This is a genomic window from Parvibium lacunae, from assembly GCF_003335215.1.
Classification (GTDB): Bacteria; Pseudomonadota; Gammaproteobacteria; order Burkholderiales; family Burkholderiaceae_D; genus Parvibium; species Parvibium lacunae.
The window spans coordinates 139000-153318 of the sequence record NZ_QPGB01000005.1 but is presented as its reverse complement, the minus strand read 5'-3'; the positions used below and the strand labels follow the sequence as shown (position 1 = coordinate 153318).

Genomic DNA, 14319 nt, shown 5'->3' with positions numbered 1-14319 from the left:
TTAGGAGAGAATGATGACAACGACAGCAATGGGTCACGATGATCATGGGCACGACCACGCACATGATCATCCACATGGTCTGAAGCGCTGGCTTACTGCGACCAACCACAAAGATATTGGTACGCTCTACCTCTGGTTTAGTTTTGTGATGTTACTCGTAGGCGGCACCCTGGCATTATTGATTCGCGCTGAATTATTTCAGCCAGGGTTACAAATTGTTCGCCCCGAGGTATTTAACCAACTCACCACAATGCATGGCCTCATCATGGTGTTTGGGGCAATCATGCCTGCGTTTGTGGGGTTTGCGAACTGGATGATTCCCTTGCAAATCGGCGCGTCAGACATGGCTTTTGCGCGGATGAATAACTTCAGTTTCTGGCTATTGCCACCGGCGGCCTCATTATTGGTTATTTCCTTCTTTGTGCCCGGTGGGGCCACGGCTGCCGGCTGGACTTTGTACGCCCCTTTGTCGGTCCAGATGGGCATGGGCATGGACCTGGGTATTTTCGCCATGCACATCATGGGGGCAAGTTCAATCATGGGGTCGATCAATATTATCGTCACCATTTTGAATATGCGCGCTCCCGGCATGACCCTGATGAAAATGCCGATGTTCTGCTGGACTTGGCTGATCACCGCCTACCTGTTGATCGCAGTGATGCCGGTGTTGGCGGGTGCGATTACCATGGTGTTGACTGACCGTCACTTTGGCACCAGCTTTTTCAATGCCGCTGGTGGCGGCGACCCCGTGATGTATCAGCACATCTTCTGGTTCTTTGGTCACCCAGAGGTCTACATCATGATTCTGCCGGCTTTTGGCATCGTTTCGCATGTAGTGCCGGCCTTTGCCCGTAAACAACTGTTCGGTTATAGCTCAATGGTGTACGCGACAGCATCGATTGCGATTTTGTCCTTTATTGTTTGGGCTCACCATATGTTTACTACCGGCATGCCAGTGACAGGCCAGCTGTTCTTTATGTATGCCACCATGTTAATTGCCGTGCCAACCGCAGTAAAAATCTTTAACTGGTTGGCGACCATGTGGCGTGGTTCCATGACCTTTGAGACCCCCATGCTATTCGCCGTCGGCTTCATTTTCGTGTTTACCATGGGTGGTTTTACAGGTTTGATCTGTGCAATGGCGCCGATTGATATCCAGATTCAGGATACCTACTATGTGGTGGCGCACTTCCATTATGTCTTGGTTGCGGGTTCCTTATTCGCCCTCTATTGCGGTGCATATTTCTGGTTGCCAAAATGGACTGGCTTTATGTACAACGAAACCCGCGGCAAGATTCACTTCTGGGGTTCATTAATCAGCTTTAATATCACCTTCTTCCCGATGCACTTTTTAGGACTGGCGGGGATGCCACGGCGCTATGCAGATTACCCCATGCAGTTTGCTGACTTTAATATGCTTGCTTCTATCGGTGCGTTTGGTTTTGGTTTGATGCAAGTGTACTTCCTTTTCTGTGTCGTGTTGCCCGCAATTAAGGGCGGTGAGAAAGCCCCCGCAAAACCTTGGGATGGGGCAGAGGGCCTGGAATGGGAAGTGCCTTCTCCTGCCCCATTCCATACCTGGGAAACGCCGCCTACTGTAAAGTAATGCGAGGGAGCAACATATGACGCAAGCAGAACAGAAAAAAGCCAATTCACGCTTGGGACTTATCTTGGGGTCAATCGCGGTGGCTTTTTTCGTGGGCGTCATTGTGAAGTTCCTTTTGCTCGGGCGTTAGCGCCCCTTCACCAGAGATTTACAGAGGATCATGCCACTGCCAACTTTCTCACCCCGCAGTCACAACCGGCAAATGCTACGTAAGCTGTTGGTCGTGGTTGTCGTGATGTTTGCATTTGGTTGGTCGTTGATCCCCTTGTATGAAAAGATTTGCGAAGTCACGGGGATCAATGTGCTCGCGCGACTGGATGAAAATCTTAAAGGCACGACGGCTTTGCCGCAGAACACGCAAGTCGATAAGTCACGCCTGATCACGGTTGAGTTCGATGCGAATAGCCAGGGTGCATGGCGGTTCCGACCTGTGAAGAACAGTATCCAGGTTCACCCGGGTGAGCTGACAACGATAACTTATGAAGTGGCGAATCAGCAAAATCGGACGGTCGCGGGACAAGCTATCCCAGGGTACTTACCCCTTAAATCGGCAGAGTATTTCAGAAAGCTCACCTGTTTCTGTTTCCAACAGCAAACCCTAGGGCCGAATGAAGCCAGACAGTTCCCGGTTGTGTTTGTCGTTGACCCAAAGCTCCCAAAAGATGTACAGCGCATCACCTTGACCTATACCTTTTTTGAGGTGGCGGGGGCAACGCCGAAACAAGCTGGCTAAGAAATTGAATGATGTTGAATGATAAGGATGCAGGGCGTGTCTGACTTAAACCCGATTGACCCGATGCAATCTGAATCATCAAGCTTACGTGCAGCGGTACAACGAAAAGCCAGTTTTTTACAAACCCTGCGTGCAGTTTTGTGGTCTTTTTTAGGGATTCGTAAAGGCAAAGACCATGACGCAGACATGGCGAGTTTGAATCCGCTGCATGTCATTTTGGCGGGGGTGCTTGCGGCAATTTTATTGATTGCCATGCTGCTGGCGATTGTGCGGCAGGTCGTGGCAAGTTGAAATGCGGGTCTGCGTTTGAGTGGACCTAGATATTATGTTGCAAGTTTGGCAACAAGGTAAATTGAATAGATTAATGCGTTTAACAGGGAGAAACCCATGAGTGCGAATACATCAACAGCACCTTACTACTTTGTGCCTGGCCCATCGAAATACCCCTTGCTGGCAGGGGGAGCCTTGTTCTTGTTCGGTCTAGGGATGTCGACCTGGGTGAACGGCTATGCCCCTGGTCCCTTGGCGGTGCTGGCGGGTGTGGTGAGTTTTCTTGCTGTATTGTATTTCTGGTTTGGTGAGGCGATTGCTGAGTCTGAGGGCGGCTTGTATGGACAGCGCGTCGATTACTCCTTTCGCTGGAGCATGGGTTGGTTCATCTTCTCGGAGGTGATGTTCTTTGCGGCATTCTTCGGGGCGCTGTTCTATGCCCGAGCTATCGCAATGCCATGGTTGGCCGATATTGATCACAAATCTGTATTGTGGCCCGACTTCCTCCCCCAGTGGCCACACGCTGGCCCGGGCAATGGCGTTGAAGCATTTGAGAAAATGGGTCCCTTCCCAATCCCCACCATCAACACCTTGTTGCTGTTGACGTCTGGCGTAACCCTCACCATCTCTCACCATGCCCTGATTGCAAATGACCGTGCTAAAACCATTTTCTGGTTGGCCGCAACGATCGTGTTGGGCGCAGTCTTTATGGGCTTCCAAGTCTATGAATACATGCATGCCTACCAAGAGTTGAATCTCAAATTATCTTCCGGTATTTATGGCTCGACCTTCTTCTTGTTGACTGGCTTCCACGGTTTCCACGTGACGATGGGCGCGATTATGCTGACCGTCGTGTTGGTGCGCTTAATGAAGGGACACTTTACGGCTAAACAACATTTCGCCTTTGAAGGCGCAGCCTGGTACTGGCACTTCGTCGATGTGGTCTGGCTTGGGCTGTACGTGGTTGTTTACTGGATGTAATGTAAGCTATCTGAACCCGCTTAGCTAAATAGGCTAGGCGGGTTTTTTATTGGTGTTTAGCGAAGACCTGTCGGCTGCACGTAACCTAGGTAATGCAGCACCAAGATCAAGAGCAGTAATGAAATCGAAAAAGCGACACGAAAGCCTAAGGCCCGTGCCATCTTTTTCGGATCACTGCCGCTGCGTTGGTGCCTGAGCATATAAAATAGCGCGGAACCTAAACTGCCGATAATCAATAAAAAGCCAGCGAGAACGATGTATTTCATAGCGAATGGGCGAGCCAATGAGAGCGAAACCGCATCCTACCCGATCCACGGACAGTCTGGCGCTCTCAGTAAACTTTTCTTGATGTGATCGCAACCGCAAATGAATAACATGTTAAGCCGATTGTCCCGCCAACGTGGCTGGATTTTGTTGTTGGGGTTCTTGCTCACGACAGTAACCGCAAACCTGGCGGCATGGCAATGGCGGCGGGCCCAAGAAAAAGCGGCCCTTCAGGCGCAATATCTCGATTTGCAACAGCGCCCAGCGCTAACGGCATGGCCCCCCGCGATTGCCTCCCTGCCTGAAGCAACACCGATGCGCCTGACAGGCCATTGGCTGAGCGATAAAACAATTTACTTGGATAACCGACCTCGCCCTGCCGGGGTTCTGACCGTGGCTGACAACCCCCCAGCTACCCTAAACTATGCGGCCGTTGGTTATTACGTCCTGACCCCGCTCCGTTTGGCGGGGAGTAAGCAAACGGTGCTGGTGTTACGTGGCTGGTTACCGCGCGCGCAAGATGCCCGCACCACGCTGCCAGCCATCGCACCAGACGATACTGAAGCCACCGTGACAGTGGTCGGCCATATAACACGCTATAGCCATCAGCTCTTGAACCTGGCGCCGGGCGCAGCAGTGGCTGGCGAGCAGCATGGCAAATTATGGCAAAACCTGGATTGGGCCGCATATCAACGCTGGAGCGGGCTACAATTACCCCCAGTGTTATTAAGGCAAATACAGGCAACACAGACAGAGGGTCAAATCTGGCGCGATAATCTCTCGCGCAATTGGTCGCCCCCCAATTTTGGAATAGAAAAGCACTACGGCTACTGCGCCCAGTGGGCAGCATTAAGTTTGGCAAGCCTTGTATTTGCGCTTGTGCTCTGGCGACGGGCAGCTACAGAGGCCACGCCCAGCGGATCCGAAACCGAATGATGAATGATAGAAATCACGTTATGACGCAAGCGAAACGATCAACTTTGAAGCTGTGGTTAATTTTACTGGTATGTCTGGCCCCAGTTTTGGCGTCTTACATCGCTTACTATGGTCTGTTTGGCTGGCGCCCCCTGGGTGGGCAAACCAACTATGGCACGTTGATTGAGCCTCAACGGCCACTCCAGGGCAGCGGCTTACAATGGGAGAAGTTGGGTGGCGGCGAACTGGATTGGCGGCACTGGCAGGGCAAATGGATTATGGTGGCGATAGATAGTGGCGAGTGCCTGGAGGCATGTGCGGAAAAGCTGTATGCCATGCGGCAAATACGGCTAACAACTAACCAGGAACAGGAGCGCATCGAACGCCTTTGGCTGGTCAATGATGCCAAACCAATCAGCACGGAGATACTACGCGCTTACGATGGCATGCATGTCGCGCGTGCTCAGGCGAGTCAACTTGCCACATTTTTTCCGGTTGATGCTGGCGGCCAAGTGAGCGATGGCATTTATCTGATTGACCCCTTGGGTAACTTAATGATGCGTTTCCCCAAACAAGCCAACTTGAACCGCATGAAGAAAGACGTGAATAAACTGCTCAAGGTCACAAGCGGTTGGCATAACCTGAAATCAGAACGCCCATGAATCCAATTTGGCAATTTTCTCTCGATTACGGTCCGGCACTCATCTGGCTCGGTTCGTTATTGTTGGCCCTGTGGTGGGGGAGTCGTTTTCCAAGCGCCCGCCAGCTGGTGACCACAACGCTGGTGCTTACCTTTGTTTTGATTGTGTTGGGCGCTTACGTTCGTCTGAGCGATGCGGGACTCGGCTGCCCAGACTGGCCTGGCTGTTATGGCCAGCTCACCCCCAAGCAAGCAGCGGCAGACATTCAAAAAGCTTACGCTGAAGCGCCACAGGGTCCGGTGAGTATGCCAAAAGCCTGGAAAGAAATGGTGCATCGTTACTTGGCGTCGCTCGTTGGCGCTTTGATTGTGGCTATTTTGTGGCAAGGGATTCGCCACAGTCGTCAGCGCCAATACTTTGCCAGTGCCCAGCCTCGGCTCGGCTGGCGCTTACCTGCGGTGCTATTGGCTGTGGTGATCCTGCAAGGGCTATTTGGTAAATGGACCGTGACCCTATTGCTCAAGCCCGCAATCGTGACCGGGCACTTATTAGGCGGCATGAGCGTATTGGGGTTACTGGCCTGGCAACTCCAACGTTTGCAGCCACACAGTGAGGCGCAGGCAGCCAATCGCTTGGCTGGTTACCGCTTGTGGGCGGTGATCGCACTCGCTACCCTTGGCGTACAAATTGCGCTGGGTGGCTGGGTCAGTACTAACTATGCTGCCGCCGTCTGTGGCGAGCTACCCACCTGCCAAGGTCAATGGTGGCCAGAAACGGATATGCAGCAAGGCTTCCACGTTGTGCGAGAACTCGGTAAAACGGCGGATGGGCAGCATCTCAGCCTAGCTGCGTTAACCGCGATTCATTGGACCCATCGCCTGTTTGCGTTAATCGTCCTGATTATCGTCGGGGGCCTGGCCTGGCGCTTGTACCGCCAGCGCATAGAACAACCGCTGGCGCTTGGTTTACTGGCGGTCTTGGCGGGGCAAATCACGCTGGGGCTTTCCGTCGTTTATAGTATGGCAAGCGAGCACTTACATTTAACTTGGCAGCTGCCACTGGCAGCCGCCCACAATGGCGGCGCTGCGCTGCTGTTGATATTATTGATTCGACTCAACTGCCGTTGTCACACACAACGACAACACGCTTAGGTGAGCATGATGGAAAGACCGACGCCCGCTGCGCCAAAAATCCACGCCTACCCAGCGACTGACCGCAGCCGCTGGCTGTCGTTGGCGCAAGATTATGCGGCTCTGACCAAACCGCGCGTGACCCAATTGGCGGTTTTTTGTGCGGTTATCGGGATGTTTTTGGCTACACCAACGCTACCTGACTGGCAGATTGTGATCGCGGCCACGATTGGGATCTGGTTACTGGCTGCGGCGGCGTTTGCCGTCAATTGTGTTATTGAGCAGCAGGTGGATGCGAAAATGGCGCGCACACGGGCCAGACCGCTCGTGCGTGGCGCCCTAACCATCACACAAGCGCTGGTTTTTTCTGCCCTGTTGGGCGCATTGGGTATGGCCTGCTTGTACTGGTGGGTTAACCCTCTCACCATGTGGCTAACCTTGGCAACGTTTGTGGGTTATGCCTTGATTTATACCCTATTGCTCAAACCCCGCACGCCGCAAAATATTGTGATCGGCGGCTTGTCCGGGGCCATGCCCCCCGCACTTGGCTGGGCCGCCGTGACGAATGCCGTTCCGGCACAAGCTTGGGTATTGGTATTGATTATTTTTGTGTGGACGCCGCCGCATTTTTGGGCCTTGGCACTGTATCGTCAAAAAGAGTACGAACAATCTGGCTTGCCCATGTTACCCGTTACGCACAGCCCTGAGCTGACACGCTTTCATGTCTGGCTCTACACAGTCGTGCTGGTGGCGACAACCCTATTACCGTTTGTGATCAAAATGAGTGGCTGGTTGTATTTGGTCAGTGCAGTTCTACTCGGTGCCGGGTTTCTTTATTATGCTTGGCAGGTCTATCGCCACTACAGCGATGGGGTGGCAAAACGTACCTTTTACTTTTCCATTCTCTATCTGGCCTTACTTTTTAGCGCCTTATTGATCGATCACTACTTGGTGCGCTGACCTGTGCGTTGTGCTATCTCAACGCGAACCGACATTGAAAGGATTTTCTATCATGCAACGCAGTGAGCGTAACCCTCGACTCGAATGGCGCTATGCCCTGCTGGCACTCATCAGCTTAATCGTTGCTTGCCAGCCCGCCCCGAGTTTTCACAACACCGACGTTACAGGTGGCAATATCCACGCAAAATTCACCCTGACTGACCACACTGGACAGCCACGTCAAATGGCTGATTTCAAGGGCAAGATTGTGGCACTCTTTTTTGGTTTTACCCATTGCCCCGATGCATGTCCTACCGCGCTCTCGGAGTGGGCGCAAGTCATGCAGTCATTAGAGGCCGCTAAACCGGGCAGCAGCGCGCAACTGCAAGTGCTCTTTGTGACGGTTGATCCCGAACGCGATACCCAAGCGCTGCTTGCTGAGTATGTGCCGAAATTTGACCCCCGTTTTCTTGGTCTGCGGGGTGATGCGGTTGCCACGGCCAAACTGGCGCAAGAGATGAAAGTGTTCTACCAAAAAGTCCCTGGAACACGCCCGGATACCTACACCATTGACCACACTGCAGGCAGTTATATTTTTGATCGCCAAGGACAAGTCCGTTTGTTTGCCAAACATGGTAACCCCACTGCGTTATTGGCGGATGTTCAGACCTTGTTACAAACCCCGTGAATCGGCCACAGGTTCTGATTACCCGGCGCATTGCGCCGCTCGTTTCGCCGGCACTCTGGCAACAGCTCGAACAGCAGGCAACCCTGATCACTAACCCCACCGATGCTGTGTGGTCGCCCTCCACCCTTCAAGCACGGGCAGCGCCGTGCCACGCGCTGATTAGCTGCATTACAGAAAAAATCGATGCCTCTTTGCTTGCTGCAGCCCCGTATTTGGCCTTCATTGCCAATGTTGCGGTTGGCTATAACAATATTGATATTGCCGCCTGCCAAGCGCGCGGCATTCAAGTCAGCAACACGCCCAACGTATTGACCGAGGCGACGGCTGATCATGCCTGGGCATTACTGTTGGCCGCGGCACGGCGGCTGACTGAGGCAGATCGGTTTATTCGTCGTGGCCAGTGGCAGCCGAGCCAGCCTTGGGCGCTGGACATGTTTCTTGGGGCAGATATTCATCACCGGACGCTGGGCATTTATGGCATGGGTCGAATCGGTGCGGCTATCGCGCAGCGTGCTCAAGGATTCGCCATGCGCGTGCAATACCATAACCGACAGCCAAGTAAGCACGCGCCGGTTGGGGTTGAGTATGTCTCCCGAGAAAAGCTATTGGCGCACAGTGATTTTGTCGTTGTAGCTGTACCGTATACCCGTGAAAGCCACCACCTCCTGGGCCATGCTGAGTTTCTGCAGATGCCTCGGCATGCGGTACTGGTTAACATTGCCCGCGGTGGCGTGATTGATGACGCGGCTCTCGCCCATGCTCTGCAAACCCAACAAATTGCTGCTGCAGGGCTAGATGTGTTTGAAGGTGAACCGACCATCAATCCAGATTTAGTCGCGCTGGAAAATGTCGTGCTCACCCCCCATATTGGCAGTGCTACCCGCACGGCACGCCAAGCCATGGCCGAACTGGCGATTCACAACGTGTTGGATTGGTTGGCGGGCCAGACTCCTCGCACTGTCGTGATACATCAAGCGTAATAAAATAAATTATTTAAACAAACACTACCCAACTGCGATTAGGCGCCCACAGGAAAAGGTGCATTACCGACTGTGAGCGCGTAATCGATTATTTGGTTTTGTTTGAGGGTGTCGCTGGCGGTGTTGGGGCAACACGAGTGCGGTTAGCGCGACGCTCTTGGTCAACTTTCTGAGAAGCTGGCGTGCTACCACCCTGAACGCCGAGTGCGCCACCTGTACCCAAGCCACCTTCAACTGTTTGGGCTTTATAGTTCTTGACTGCCTTAACCACTTGGTTATATGAGTCTAAAAATGCGGCTACTAGGACTTTACCTTCCGGTGTCTTCGTGTACCCGCCCATGCTACCCGCTGCACTGCCGCCAAATAGGCCACCAAATAGACCTAAATCCCATTTTTTCGCACTGCCCTCAGCGGCAGCCAATTGAACGCCTGAGCGGTTATCAATTAGGGTGAGCAAAGTGGATGCCTCACGAGATTTTACTGATCCCGCTACCGCAGCGACAGCCGACAGGCCTGGGATAAAACTGGCGACATTGGCGCCCATACCACCGGTATCGTTGGCGCTAAAGGTAATACTGGGATTTAAGGTGTAATCAGCCGACACCATTTGGCCCTTGCCGAAATTGCTATTGCCACGTAACTCACCGGTCTGCTCAAGCGCTCGTTCGCCCATTACATTCCGCATTGCTGCGCCACGCTCAACGACGACAAAGCAATTTGATTGCTGTATCAGGAGCTTGAGGACTTGAGAAGTTGGCCCTAACTTGTAGTTCGTGGTGAGGATACGATACCAATCTGCACCCTGGTCTTCTACCAGTGCAATAGTACCCAGCGTTTTTTCACACTTTTCAAGTTGCGGATTAGCCCCTTGCGCATTTTCACCGCCCGCAGAACCGGTAGCCACTGTTTTGGCGCTACTGTCGCCAACTTGCATGGGCGTTGTTGAGCCACAGCCTGTTAATTGCGTCGAGCATAGCGCAATCAAACCGAGTGTAAATCCCATAAATTTCATTATTTTCTCCCTATGTAGATATTGAGCAATACAAGTACTATTTTGATTCGTCATCAAGCCTTACTGCCACCGAGCTTGGGGTCTTATCCGCCTATGTCTTTTTCTGAGGTGACATGGGTGAAGCGCGGAAACCGCTCAAAGCAGGGCCAGTGACCTTCTTGGCTGATGCGTTGCCAAACCCGCTCTTTTTCTTCCGCATCAAAGAATACCCAGTTGGCCACTTCCATGACATGACGACCACAACCTCGACAAACATCATCGTATAAGGTTGAGCAGACACCAATACAGGGTGAATCAGGACGGGTTGAAGACATAGCGTTTCTACTGTGAAACGCTATTATCGCATTACTCGATCCCAGTTTAGGGATCGATTTTTTCACGCTTTGTGAAGCGCGCCGCCGCGCCACTGCCTAAAAAGCGACAGTAATAGGCCAAGCATACCGCTGGCTTGCCAGCGTAAGTCTTTACGGCTCGGAATGCCACCACGAAGGTAAAGCAGGGCACCTGTTGGTGACGTAACTGCATCGTGGGCGACACTCGCGGGTGCGCGGTGATAGCCGCCCTCTTTGACATGAAGGTTTGCCATTCGGACTTCCCCTTGTAAGACAATGCATTCTTCCGTATGGGTGTGGCGATGCGCGGGGACAACGGCACCGGGCGCCAGCCGTAATAGATAGGATTGCGTGTTGGCATGGCGTTGTAAAACCTTCATGGCTACACCAGGCAGTAACGTCTCCCAACTACCTTCGCCCGCCCGAATTGTTGTCACGGCGTGCTGTTGCTGTTGAATGCGCGCTTGTAGACGTGCGCTCACACGTTCTAGCGCTGGTTGAAACGCTAACGTAGGGGAGGATGCATCGGCGTGTTGCGCAAGATTTAACATAGTCACGATATCGGCAGGTAACAGGTTGTTTTCCTGCAAAGAACTACGCATCCAGGTGGGCGATTGGATGTCACGCGATAAGGTGGAAACGGCGGTGTCGGCTGCTGTGGGTGCGGGGCGATTAGTCATAACGGCCTCATTTCTTCTGATACGGGGACAAGTTCGGCGCGCAATTTGAGCACGGCGCGGTGTAAAACAGTTTTAACGGAGCCAATTGGCATCTGGCAATGCTGCGCAATTTCACTGTGTGACATATCTTTAAAATAGGCACAGGCAATCAGTTGACGTTCCTTGCTATCCAGCGCTTGCAAGGCTTTCTGGATTAAGGTTTGCTGTTGCGTTGTTTCAATGACGTCAGGCGGCGTGCTAAAGAGCGTATCTGGCTGGTGATTGTGTTGTTCATCAAGGGCCACAAACTGTTCTTGTCGGCGCAACCAATCCAAGGCGCGCGAGCGGCAAATCATCAATAACCAGGCCATGGGTGAGCCACGGCTCGCGCTGTAACGGGCGGCGTCCCGCCAGATCTGCCAGTAAGCTTCTTCCAGCACATCTTCCGCTGCATCGTCACCAACAATTCGCCGAATCAAGGCGTGAGCGCGCGCACTGGTGCGCTGATAAAACGCAAGAAAAGCCTGATTGGCTAGCTGCTGCTCGGCTGCCGATGCCGTCGTGCTGCGCGCCGCAATCGTGCTGACCCAATCTGTGAGCTGGGTTGTTTCCTGATCAACGGGAGTCATCATGGGGCAATAGCCGATACGGCATCAAAATGATAGTGATCACGTGATACGGCGTAGCGAATAAAGAACAGCGCGCCGTGTGGGGCGAGCAGTTCGCCATGGGCGCTGCCTGCTTGTGCCAAGTGAAAATCCCCCGCTTTCAAAACAACCCCATCCGCGATCAACTCACCTTGGATGACCAGGGTTTCTTCTTCGGCTGGGTGTGGGTGTGAAGGCCAGGAAGCGCCGGGCTGCATCCAAATCAAACATGATTCTGCCCCGTTTTCTTCCGCCAGCAATTTACCCTCAACCCCCGGGCCCCAGGTGTGCCACTCTCCTTGATCCAGGTTGAGGGTTAGCAATGTGTCCATAGCGTCAGGTTCCAGGAAAAAGATAAGACCAATAGTCGGTGTACGTCAGGCATGTGCAAACGGTTTTTGCTGCGGATACTCGAACCGGTGCAACACGCTATACTGCCAACCTGACTTTCTATTTCGACCCATTATGCTAGATCTCTACTACTGGACCACCCCTAACGGGCATAAAATTACACTCTTACTCGAAGAGCTAGGGCTGCCGTACCGTTTATTGCCAGTGAATATCAGTCAGGGCGAACAGTTTCAGCCGGAGTTCTTGCGTATTGCCCCGAATAATCGCATTCCAGCCTTGGTTGACCATGCACCGGCTGATGGCGGCCCACCACTCAGCCTATTCGAGTCTGGCGCAATTCTTCAATATTTAGCCGAAAAAACGGGCCGGTTTTTGCCACAAGACCTACGCGGCCGGCAGCAAACGCTGCAATGGCTCTACTGGCAGATGGCTGGGCTGGGCCCAATGGCTGGGCAAAACCACCACTTTACGCAATATGCCCCGGAGCGTATCGCTTATGCGATTGACCGCTACGTCAAAGAAACCGCCCGACTCTATGCGGTCCTAAACAAGCAACTTACTAAGCGTGACTTTATTGCAGGCAGTGGACGAGGGGAATACACGATCGCGGATATCGCTTGTTACCCTTGGATCGTGCCACACGCAAGACAGCAACAAAATTTGGCGGACTTTCCCAGCTTGCAGCGCTGGTTTCAGCAAATTGCGGCCCGGCCCGCCACCCAGGCTGCTTACGCAAAAGCTCAGCAAATCAATACCCAGCCGACAGTGACCGCTGAGGCACGGGCAATTTTATTCGGGCAGGATGCAAATACCATTGTTGCCCCGCCCTCAACCTCTGCACCCCCTTCAAATAAGGCTAACGGTAACAGCGAGGGTTAAGCTCGCTGCCAATGTAAACAGCAGCCCAACAATATGCAAAAAATCTGGCAAGACCTTTCTCTATCAGCGCTGGTAGCCGGCTTCGTGACTGTCTTGGTGGGCTTCACCAGCTCGGTTGCCATCATTTTTCAAGCGGCACAAACACTGGGTGCTGATGCGGCGCAATTAAGCTCATGGATGTGGGCACTCGGATTAGGCATGGGCCTGACCAGCATCGGCTTATCCTTATATTACAAAACACCGATTGCGACGGCTTGGTCAACACCGGGTGCCGCGATGCTGATTGTGAGTGGCGCAGGGGTGGCGATGCCTGCGGCGATCGGTGCTTTTATGGTGGCGGGTTTACTGATTGCGCTGGTAGGGTTTACCGGGTGGTTTGACCGCTTGCTGCAGCATCTGCCGCCGTCTTTAGCGGCTGCCATGTTGGCGGGTATTTTGTTGCAGTTTGGTTTACAGGCCTTCAGCACATTGCAAGCGCATCTTTTGTTGGGCAGCCTGATGTTGCTCGCTTATATTTTGGTGCGGCCTTGGGCGCCACGGACTGCGGTGCCCCTGGCTTTGGTGATGGGCATGCTCGTCGCTAATGCGGAAGGATTATTATCCTGGCAGCAAATATCGTTGCATTGGGCCAAGCCGGTATGGATAACGCCGATCTTTGATGTGGCCGCTGTGCTGAACCTGGCTTTACCCTTGTTTGTGGTCACGATGACATCACAAAATGCCCCAGGTGCGGCGACATTGCGTGCCGCAGGCTATCAACCGCCTATTTCTAACTTGATTGGTTGGACCGGTATCGCCACCGTTTTGCTGGCCCCTTTTGGCTGTTTTGCCCTCAACCTCGCGGCCATCACTGCAGCGATTTGTTTGGGCCGCGATGCGCATCCTGACCCTGAAAAACGCTACATAGCAGCGGTATTTGCCGGTGTGTTTTATTGCTTGGTCGGCTTGGCGGGCGCGTCGGTGATCAGTTTATTTTCGGCCATGCCTGGCGCCTTAATTGCGCTTATTGCTGGGTTGGCCCTGTTAAGCACGATTGGTCAAAGTTTGGCCAATGCATTACAAGAAACGCGTGAGCGGGATGCCGCTTTGTTGACCTTTCTTGTCACCGCCTCCGGTATATCGCTATTGGGTATCAGCGCTGCCTGTTGGGGGCTGTTGCTAGGGGTGGCGGCAAGGGCTTATTGGAGCCGTAAGTAACTGGCCCAATGAAGCGAGTTCCTGGCTTGTGGTCTCCCCATCACATCGCGACGCGATATGAGGGTCGCCCTAAACCGGAAATTTGCCAGCGTATT

The 14319-nt window shown here is 53.1% G+C and carries 19 protein-coding genes; 13 read left to right on the top strand and 6 right to left on the bottom strand.

Annotation, left to right across the window (positions count from 1 at the left end):
- Window positions 1-13: 13 nt before the first annotated feature.
- The 5 genes from ctaD to DU000_RS10955 all read left to right on the top strand — a co-directional run bounded on the left by ctaD (window position 14) and on the right by DU000_RS10955 (window position 3590).
- On the top strand, window positions 14-1606 hold the full coding sequence (ctaD, locus tag DU000_RS10970; protein ID WP_114403452.1) for a cytochrome c oxidase subunit I: 1593 nt from the start codon (window positions 14-16) through the stop codon (window positions 1604-1606).
- A 16-nt stretch (window positions 1607-1622) separates the two neighbouring features.
- The gene (locus tag DU000_RS13000) at window positions 1623-1736 is read left to right on the top strand and encodes a cytochrome oxidase small assembly protein (protein WP_240001878.1); all 114 of its coding nucleotides are present in this window, start codon (window positions 1623-1625) and stop codon (window positions 1734-1736) included.
- A 30-nt stretch (window positions 1737-1766) separates the two neighbouring features.
- Window positions 1767-2339 (top strand): cytochrome c oxidase assembly protein, encoded by a 573-nt coding sequence (locus DU000_RS10965; RefSeq protein WP_114403451.1) that lies wholly within the window; start codon window positions 1767-1769, stop codon window positions 2337-2339.
- Between the two features lie 63 nt (window positions 2340-2402).
- Window positions 2403-2630, top strand: a complete 228-nt coding sequence (locus DU000_RS10960; protein ID WP_114403491.1) for a DUF2970 domain-containing protein — start codon at window positions 2403-2405, stop codon at window positions 2628-2630.
- A gap of 96 nt (window positions 2631-2726) precedes the next feature.
- Window positions 2727-3590 (top strand): cytochrome c oxidase subunit 3, encoded by an 864-nt coding sequence (locus DU000_RS10955; RefSeq protein ID WP_114403450.1) that lies wholly within the window; start codon window positions 2727-2729, stop codon window positions 3588-3590.
- A gap of 56 nt (window positions 3591-3646) precedes the next feature.
- Here the strand turns inward: DU000_RS10955 and DU000_RS10950 are convergent, their stop codons facing one another.
- A complete protein-coding gene (locus DU000_RS10950) occupies window positions 3647-3856 on the bottom strand; it encodes a twin transmembrane helix small protein (RefSeq protein ID WP_114403449.1) in 210 nt (69 codons plus the stop codon).
- Between the two features lie 109 nt (window positions 3857-3965).
- Between DU000_RS10950 and DU000_RS10945 the strand changes: the two genes are divergently transcribed.
- Genes DU000_RS10945 through DU000_RS10920 form a run of 6 tightly spaced genes read left to right on the top strand, consistent with a single transcriptional unit; the run spans window position 3966 to window position 9147 of the window.
- On the top strand, window positions 3966-4790 hold the full coding sequence (locus DU000_RS10945) for an SURF1 family protein (RefSeq protein WP_158529695.1): 825 nt from the start codon (window positions 3966-3968) through the stop codon (window positions 4788-4790).
- Between the two features lie 20 nt (window positions 4791-4810).
- Window positions 4811-5431 (top strand): SCO family protein, encoded by a 621-nt coding sequence (locus DU000_RS10940; RefSeq protein ID WP_192878480.1) that lies wholly within the window; start codon window positions 4811-4813, stop codon window positions 5429-5431.
- Complete coding sequence (locus DU000_RS10935) at window positions 5428-6561, top strand: COX15/CtaA family protein (RefSeq protein ID WP_114403447.1); 1134 nt, start codon at window positions 5428-5430, stop codon at window positions 6559-6561. The genes DU000_RS10940 and DU000_RS10935 overlap by 4 nt, the downstream gene beginning before the upstream one ends.
- Window positions 6562-6567: 6 nt before the next feature.
- Window positions 6568-7500 (top strand): heme o synthase, encoded by a 933-nt coding sequence (cyoE, locus tag DU000_RS10930; protein ID WP_420812143.1) that lies wholly within the window; start codon window positions 6568-6570, stop codon window positions 7498-7500.
- 52 nt (window positions 7501-7552) lie between these two features.
- On the top strand, window positions 7553-8167 hold the full coding sequence (locus DU000_RS10925) for an SCO family protein (RefSeq protein ID WP_114403445.1): 615 nt from the start codon (window positions 7553-7555) through the stop codon (window positions 8165-8167).
- Window positions 8164-9147, top strand: a complete 984-nt coding sequence (locus tag DU000_RS10920) for a 2-hydroxyacid dehydrogenase (protein WP_114403444.1) — start codon at window positions 8164-8166, stop codon at window positions 9145-9147. Before DU000_RS10925 ends, DU000_RS10920 begins: the two co-directional genes overlap by 4 nt.
- A gap of 88 nt (window positions 9148-9235) precedes the next feature.
- Here the strand turns inward: DU000_RS10920 and DU000_RS10915 are convergent, their stop codons facing one another.
- The 5 genes from DU000_RS10915 to DU000_RS10895 all read right to left on the bottom strand — a co-directional run bounded on the left by DU000_RS10915 (window position 9236) and on the right by DU000_RS10895 (window position 12129).
- Window positions 9236-10159, bottom strand: coding sequence for a CsgG/HfaB family protein (locus DU000_RS10915; protein WP_114403443.1), 924 nt, complete (start codon window positions 10157-10159; stop codon window positions 9236-9238).
- 83 nt (window positions 10160-10242) lie between these two features.
- Entirely contained in the window at window positions 10243-10473 is a 231-nt protein-coding gene (locus DU000_RS10910) for a DUF1289 domain-containing protein (RefSeq protein ID WP_114403442.1), read from the bottom strand.
- 62 nt (window positions 10474-10535) lie between these two features.
- Window positions 10536-11171: a cupin domain-containing protein gene (locus DU000_RS10905; RefSeq protein ID WP_114403441.1), complete on the bottom strand. Its 636-nt coding sequence runs from the start codon at window positions 11169-11171 to the stop codon at window positions 10536-10538.
- Window positions 11168-11782, bottom strand: coding sequence for an RNA polymerase sigma factor (locus tag DU000_RS10900; RefSeq protein WP_114403440.1), 615 nt, complete (start codon window positions 11780-11782; stop codon window positions 11168-11170). The genes DU000_RS10905 and DU000_RS10900 overlap by 4 nt, the downstream gene beginning before the upstream one ends.
- The gene (locus DU000_RS10895; protein ID WP_114403439.1) at window positions 11779-12129 is read right to left on the bottom strand and encodes a cupin domain-containing protein; all 351 of its coding nucleotides are present in this window, start codon (window positions 12127-12129) and stop codon (window positions 11779-11781) included. The genes DU000_RS10900 and DU000_RS10895 overlap by 4 nt, the downstream gene beginning before the upstream one ends.
- A 133-nt stretch (window positions 12130-12262) precedes the next feature.
- On the opposite strand from DU000_RS10895, the gene DU000_RS10890 reads away from it, so the two are divergent.
- On the top strand, window positions 12263-13027 hold the full coding sequence (locus tag DU000_RS10890; RefSeq protein WP_114403438.1) for a glutathione S-transferase N-terminal domain-containing protein: 765 nt from the start codon (window positions 12263-12265) through the stop codon (window positions 13025-13027).
- Between the two features lie 33 nt (window positions 13028-13060).
- Window positions 13061-14224 carry a benzoate/H(+) symporter BenE family transporter gene (locus tag DU000_RS10885; RefSeq protein ID WP_114403437.1) on the top strand — a complete coding sequence of 388 codons (1164 nt, stop codon included), beginning with the start codon at window positions 13061-13063 and terminating at the stop codon, window positions 14222-14224.
- The last annotated feature ends 95 nt before the right edge of the window (window positions 14225-14319 follow it).

Coding starts and splice junctions, on each gene's coding strand:
- ctaD (WP_114403452.1), top strand. CDS start 14: ATGACAACGACAGCAATGGGTCACGATGATCATGGGCACGACCACGCA.
- DU000_RS13000 (WP_240001878.1), top strand. CDS start 1,623: ATGACGCAAGCAGAACAGAAAAAAGCCAATTCACGCTTGGGACTTATC.
- DU000_RS10965 (WP_114403451.1), top strand. CDS start 1,767: ATGCCACTGCCAACTTTCTCACCCCGCAGTCACAACCGGCAAATGCTA.
- DU000_RS10960 (WP_114403491.1), top strand. CDS start 2,403: ATGCAATCTGAATCATCAAGCTTACGTGCAGCGGTACAACGAAAAGCC.
- DU000_RS10955 (WP_114403450.1), top strand. CDS start 2,727: ATGAGTGCGAATACATCAACAGCACCTTACTACTTTGTGCCTGGCCCA.
- DU000_RS10950 (WP_114403449.1), bottom strand. CDS start 3,856: ATGAAATACATCGTTCTCGCTGGCTTTTTATTGATTATCGGCAGTTTA.
- DU000_RS10945 (WP_158529695.1), top strand. CDS start 3,966: ATGTTAAGCCGATTGTCCCGCCAACGTGGCTGGATTTTGTTGTTGGGG.
- DU000_RS10940 (WP_192878480.1), top strand. CDS start 4,811: ATGACGCAAGCGAAACGATCAACTTTGAAGCTGTGGTTAATTTTACTG.
- DU000_RS10935 (WP_114403447.1), top strand. CDS start 5,428: ATGAATCCAATTTGGCAATTTTCTCTCGATTACGGTCCGGCACTCATC.
- cyoE (WP_420812143.1), top strand. CDS start 6,568: ATGATGGAAAGACCGACGCCCGCTGCGCCAAAAATCCACGCCTACCCA.
- DU000_RS10925 (WP_114403445.1), top strand. CDS start 7,553: ATGCAACGCAGTGAGCGTAACCCTCGACTCGAATGGCGCTATGCCCTG.
- DU000_RS10915 (WP_114403443.1), bottom strand. CDS start 10,159: ATGAAATTTATGGGATTTACACTCGGTTTGATTGCGCTATGCTCGACG.
- DU000_RS10910 (WP_114403442.1), bottom strand. CDS start 10,473: ATGTCTTCAACCCGTCCTGATTCACCCTGTATTGGTGTCTGCTCAACC.
- DU000_RS10905 (WP_114403441.1), bottom strand. CDS start 11,171: ATGACTAATCGCCCCGCACCCACAGCAGCCGACACCGCCGTTTCCACC.
- DU000_RS10900 (WP_114403440.1), bottom strand. CDS start 11,782: ATGATGACTCCCGTTGATCAGGAAACAACCCAGCTCACAGATTGGGTC.
- DU000_RS10895 (WP_114403439.1), bottom strand. CDS start 12,129: ATGGACACATTGCTAACCCTCAACCTGGATCAAGGAGAGTGGCACACC.
- DU000_RS10890 (WP_114403438.1), top strand. CDS start 12,263: ATGCTAGATCTCTACTACTGGACCACCCCTAACGGGCATAAAATTACA.
- DU000_RS10885 (WP_114403437.1), top strand. CDS start 13,061: ATGCAAAAAATCTGGCAAGACCTTTCTCTATCAGCGCTGGTAGCCGGC.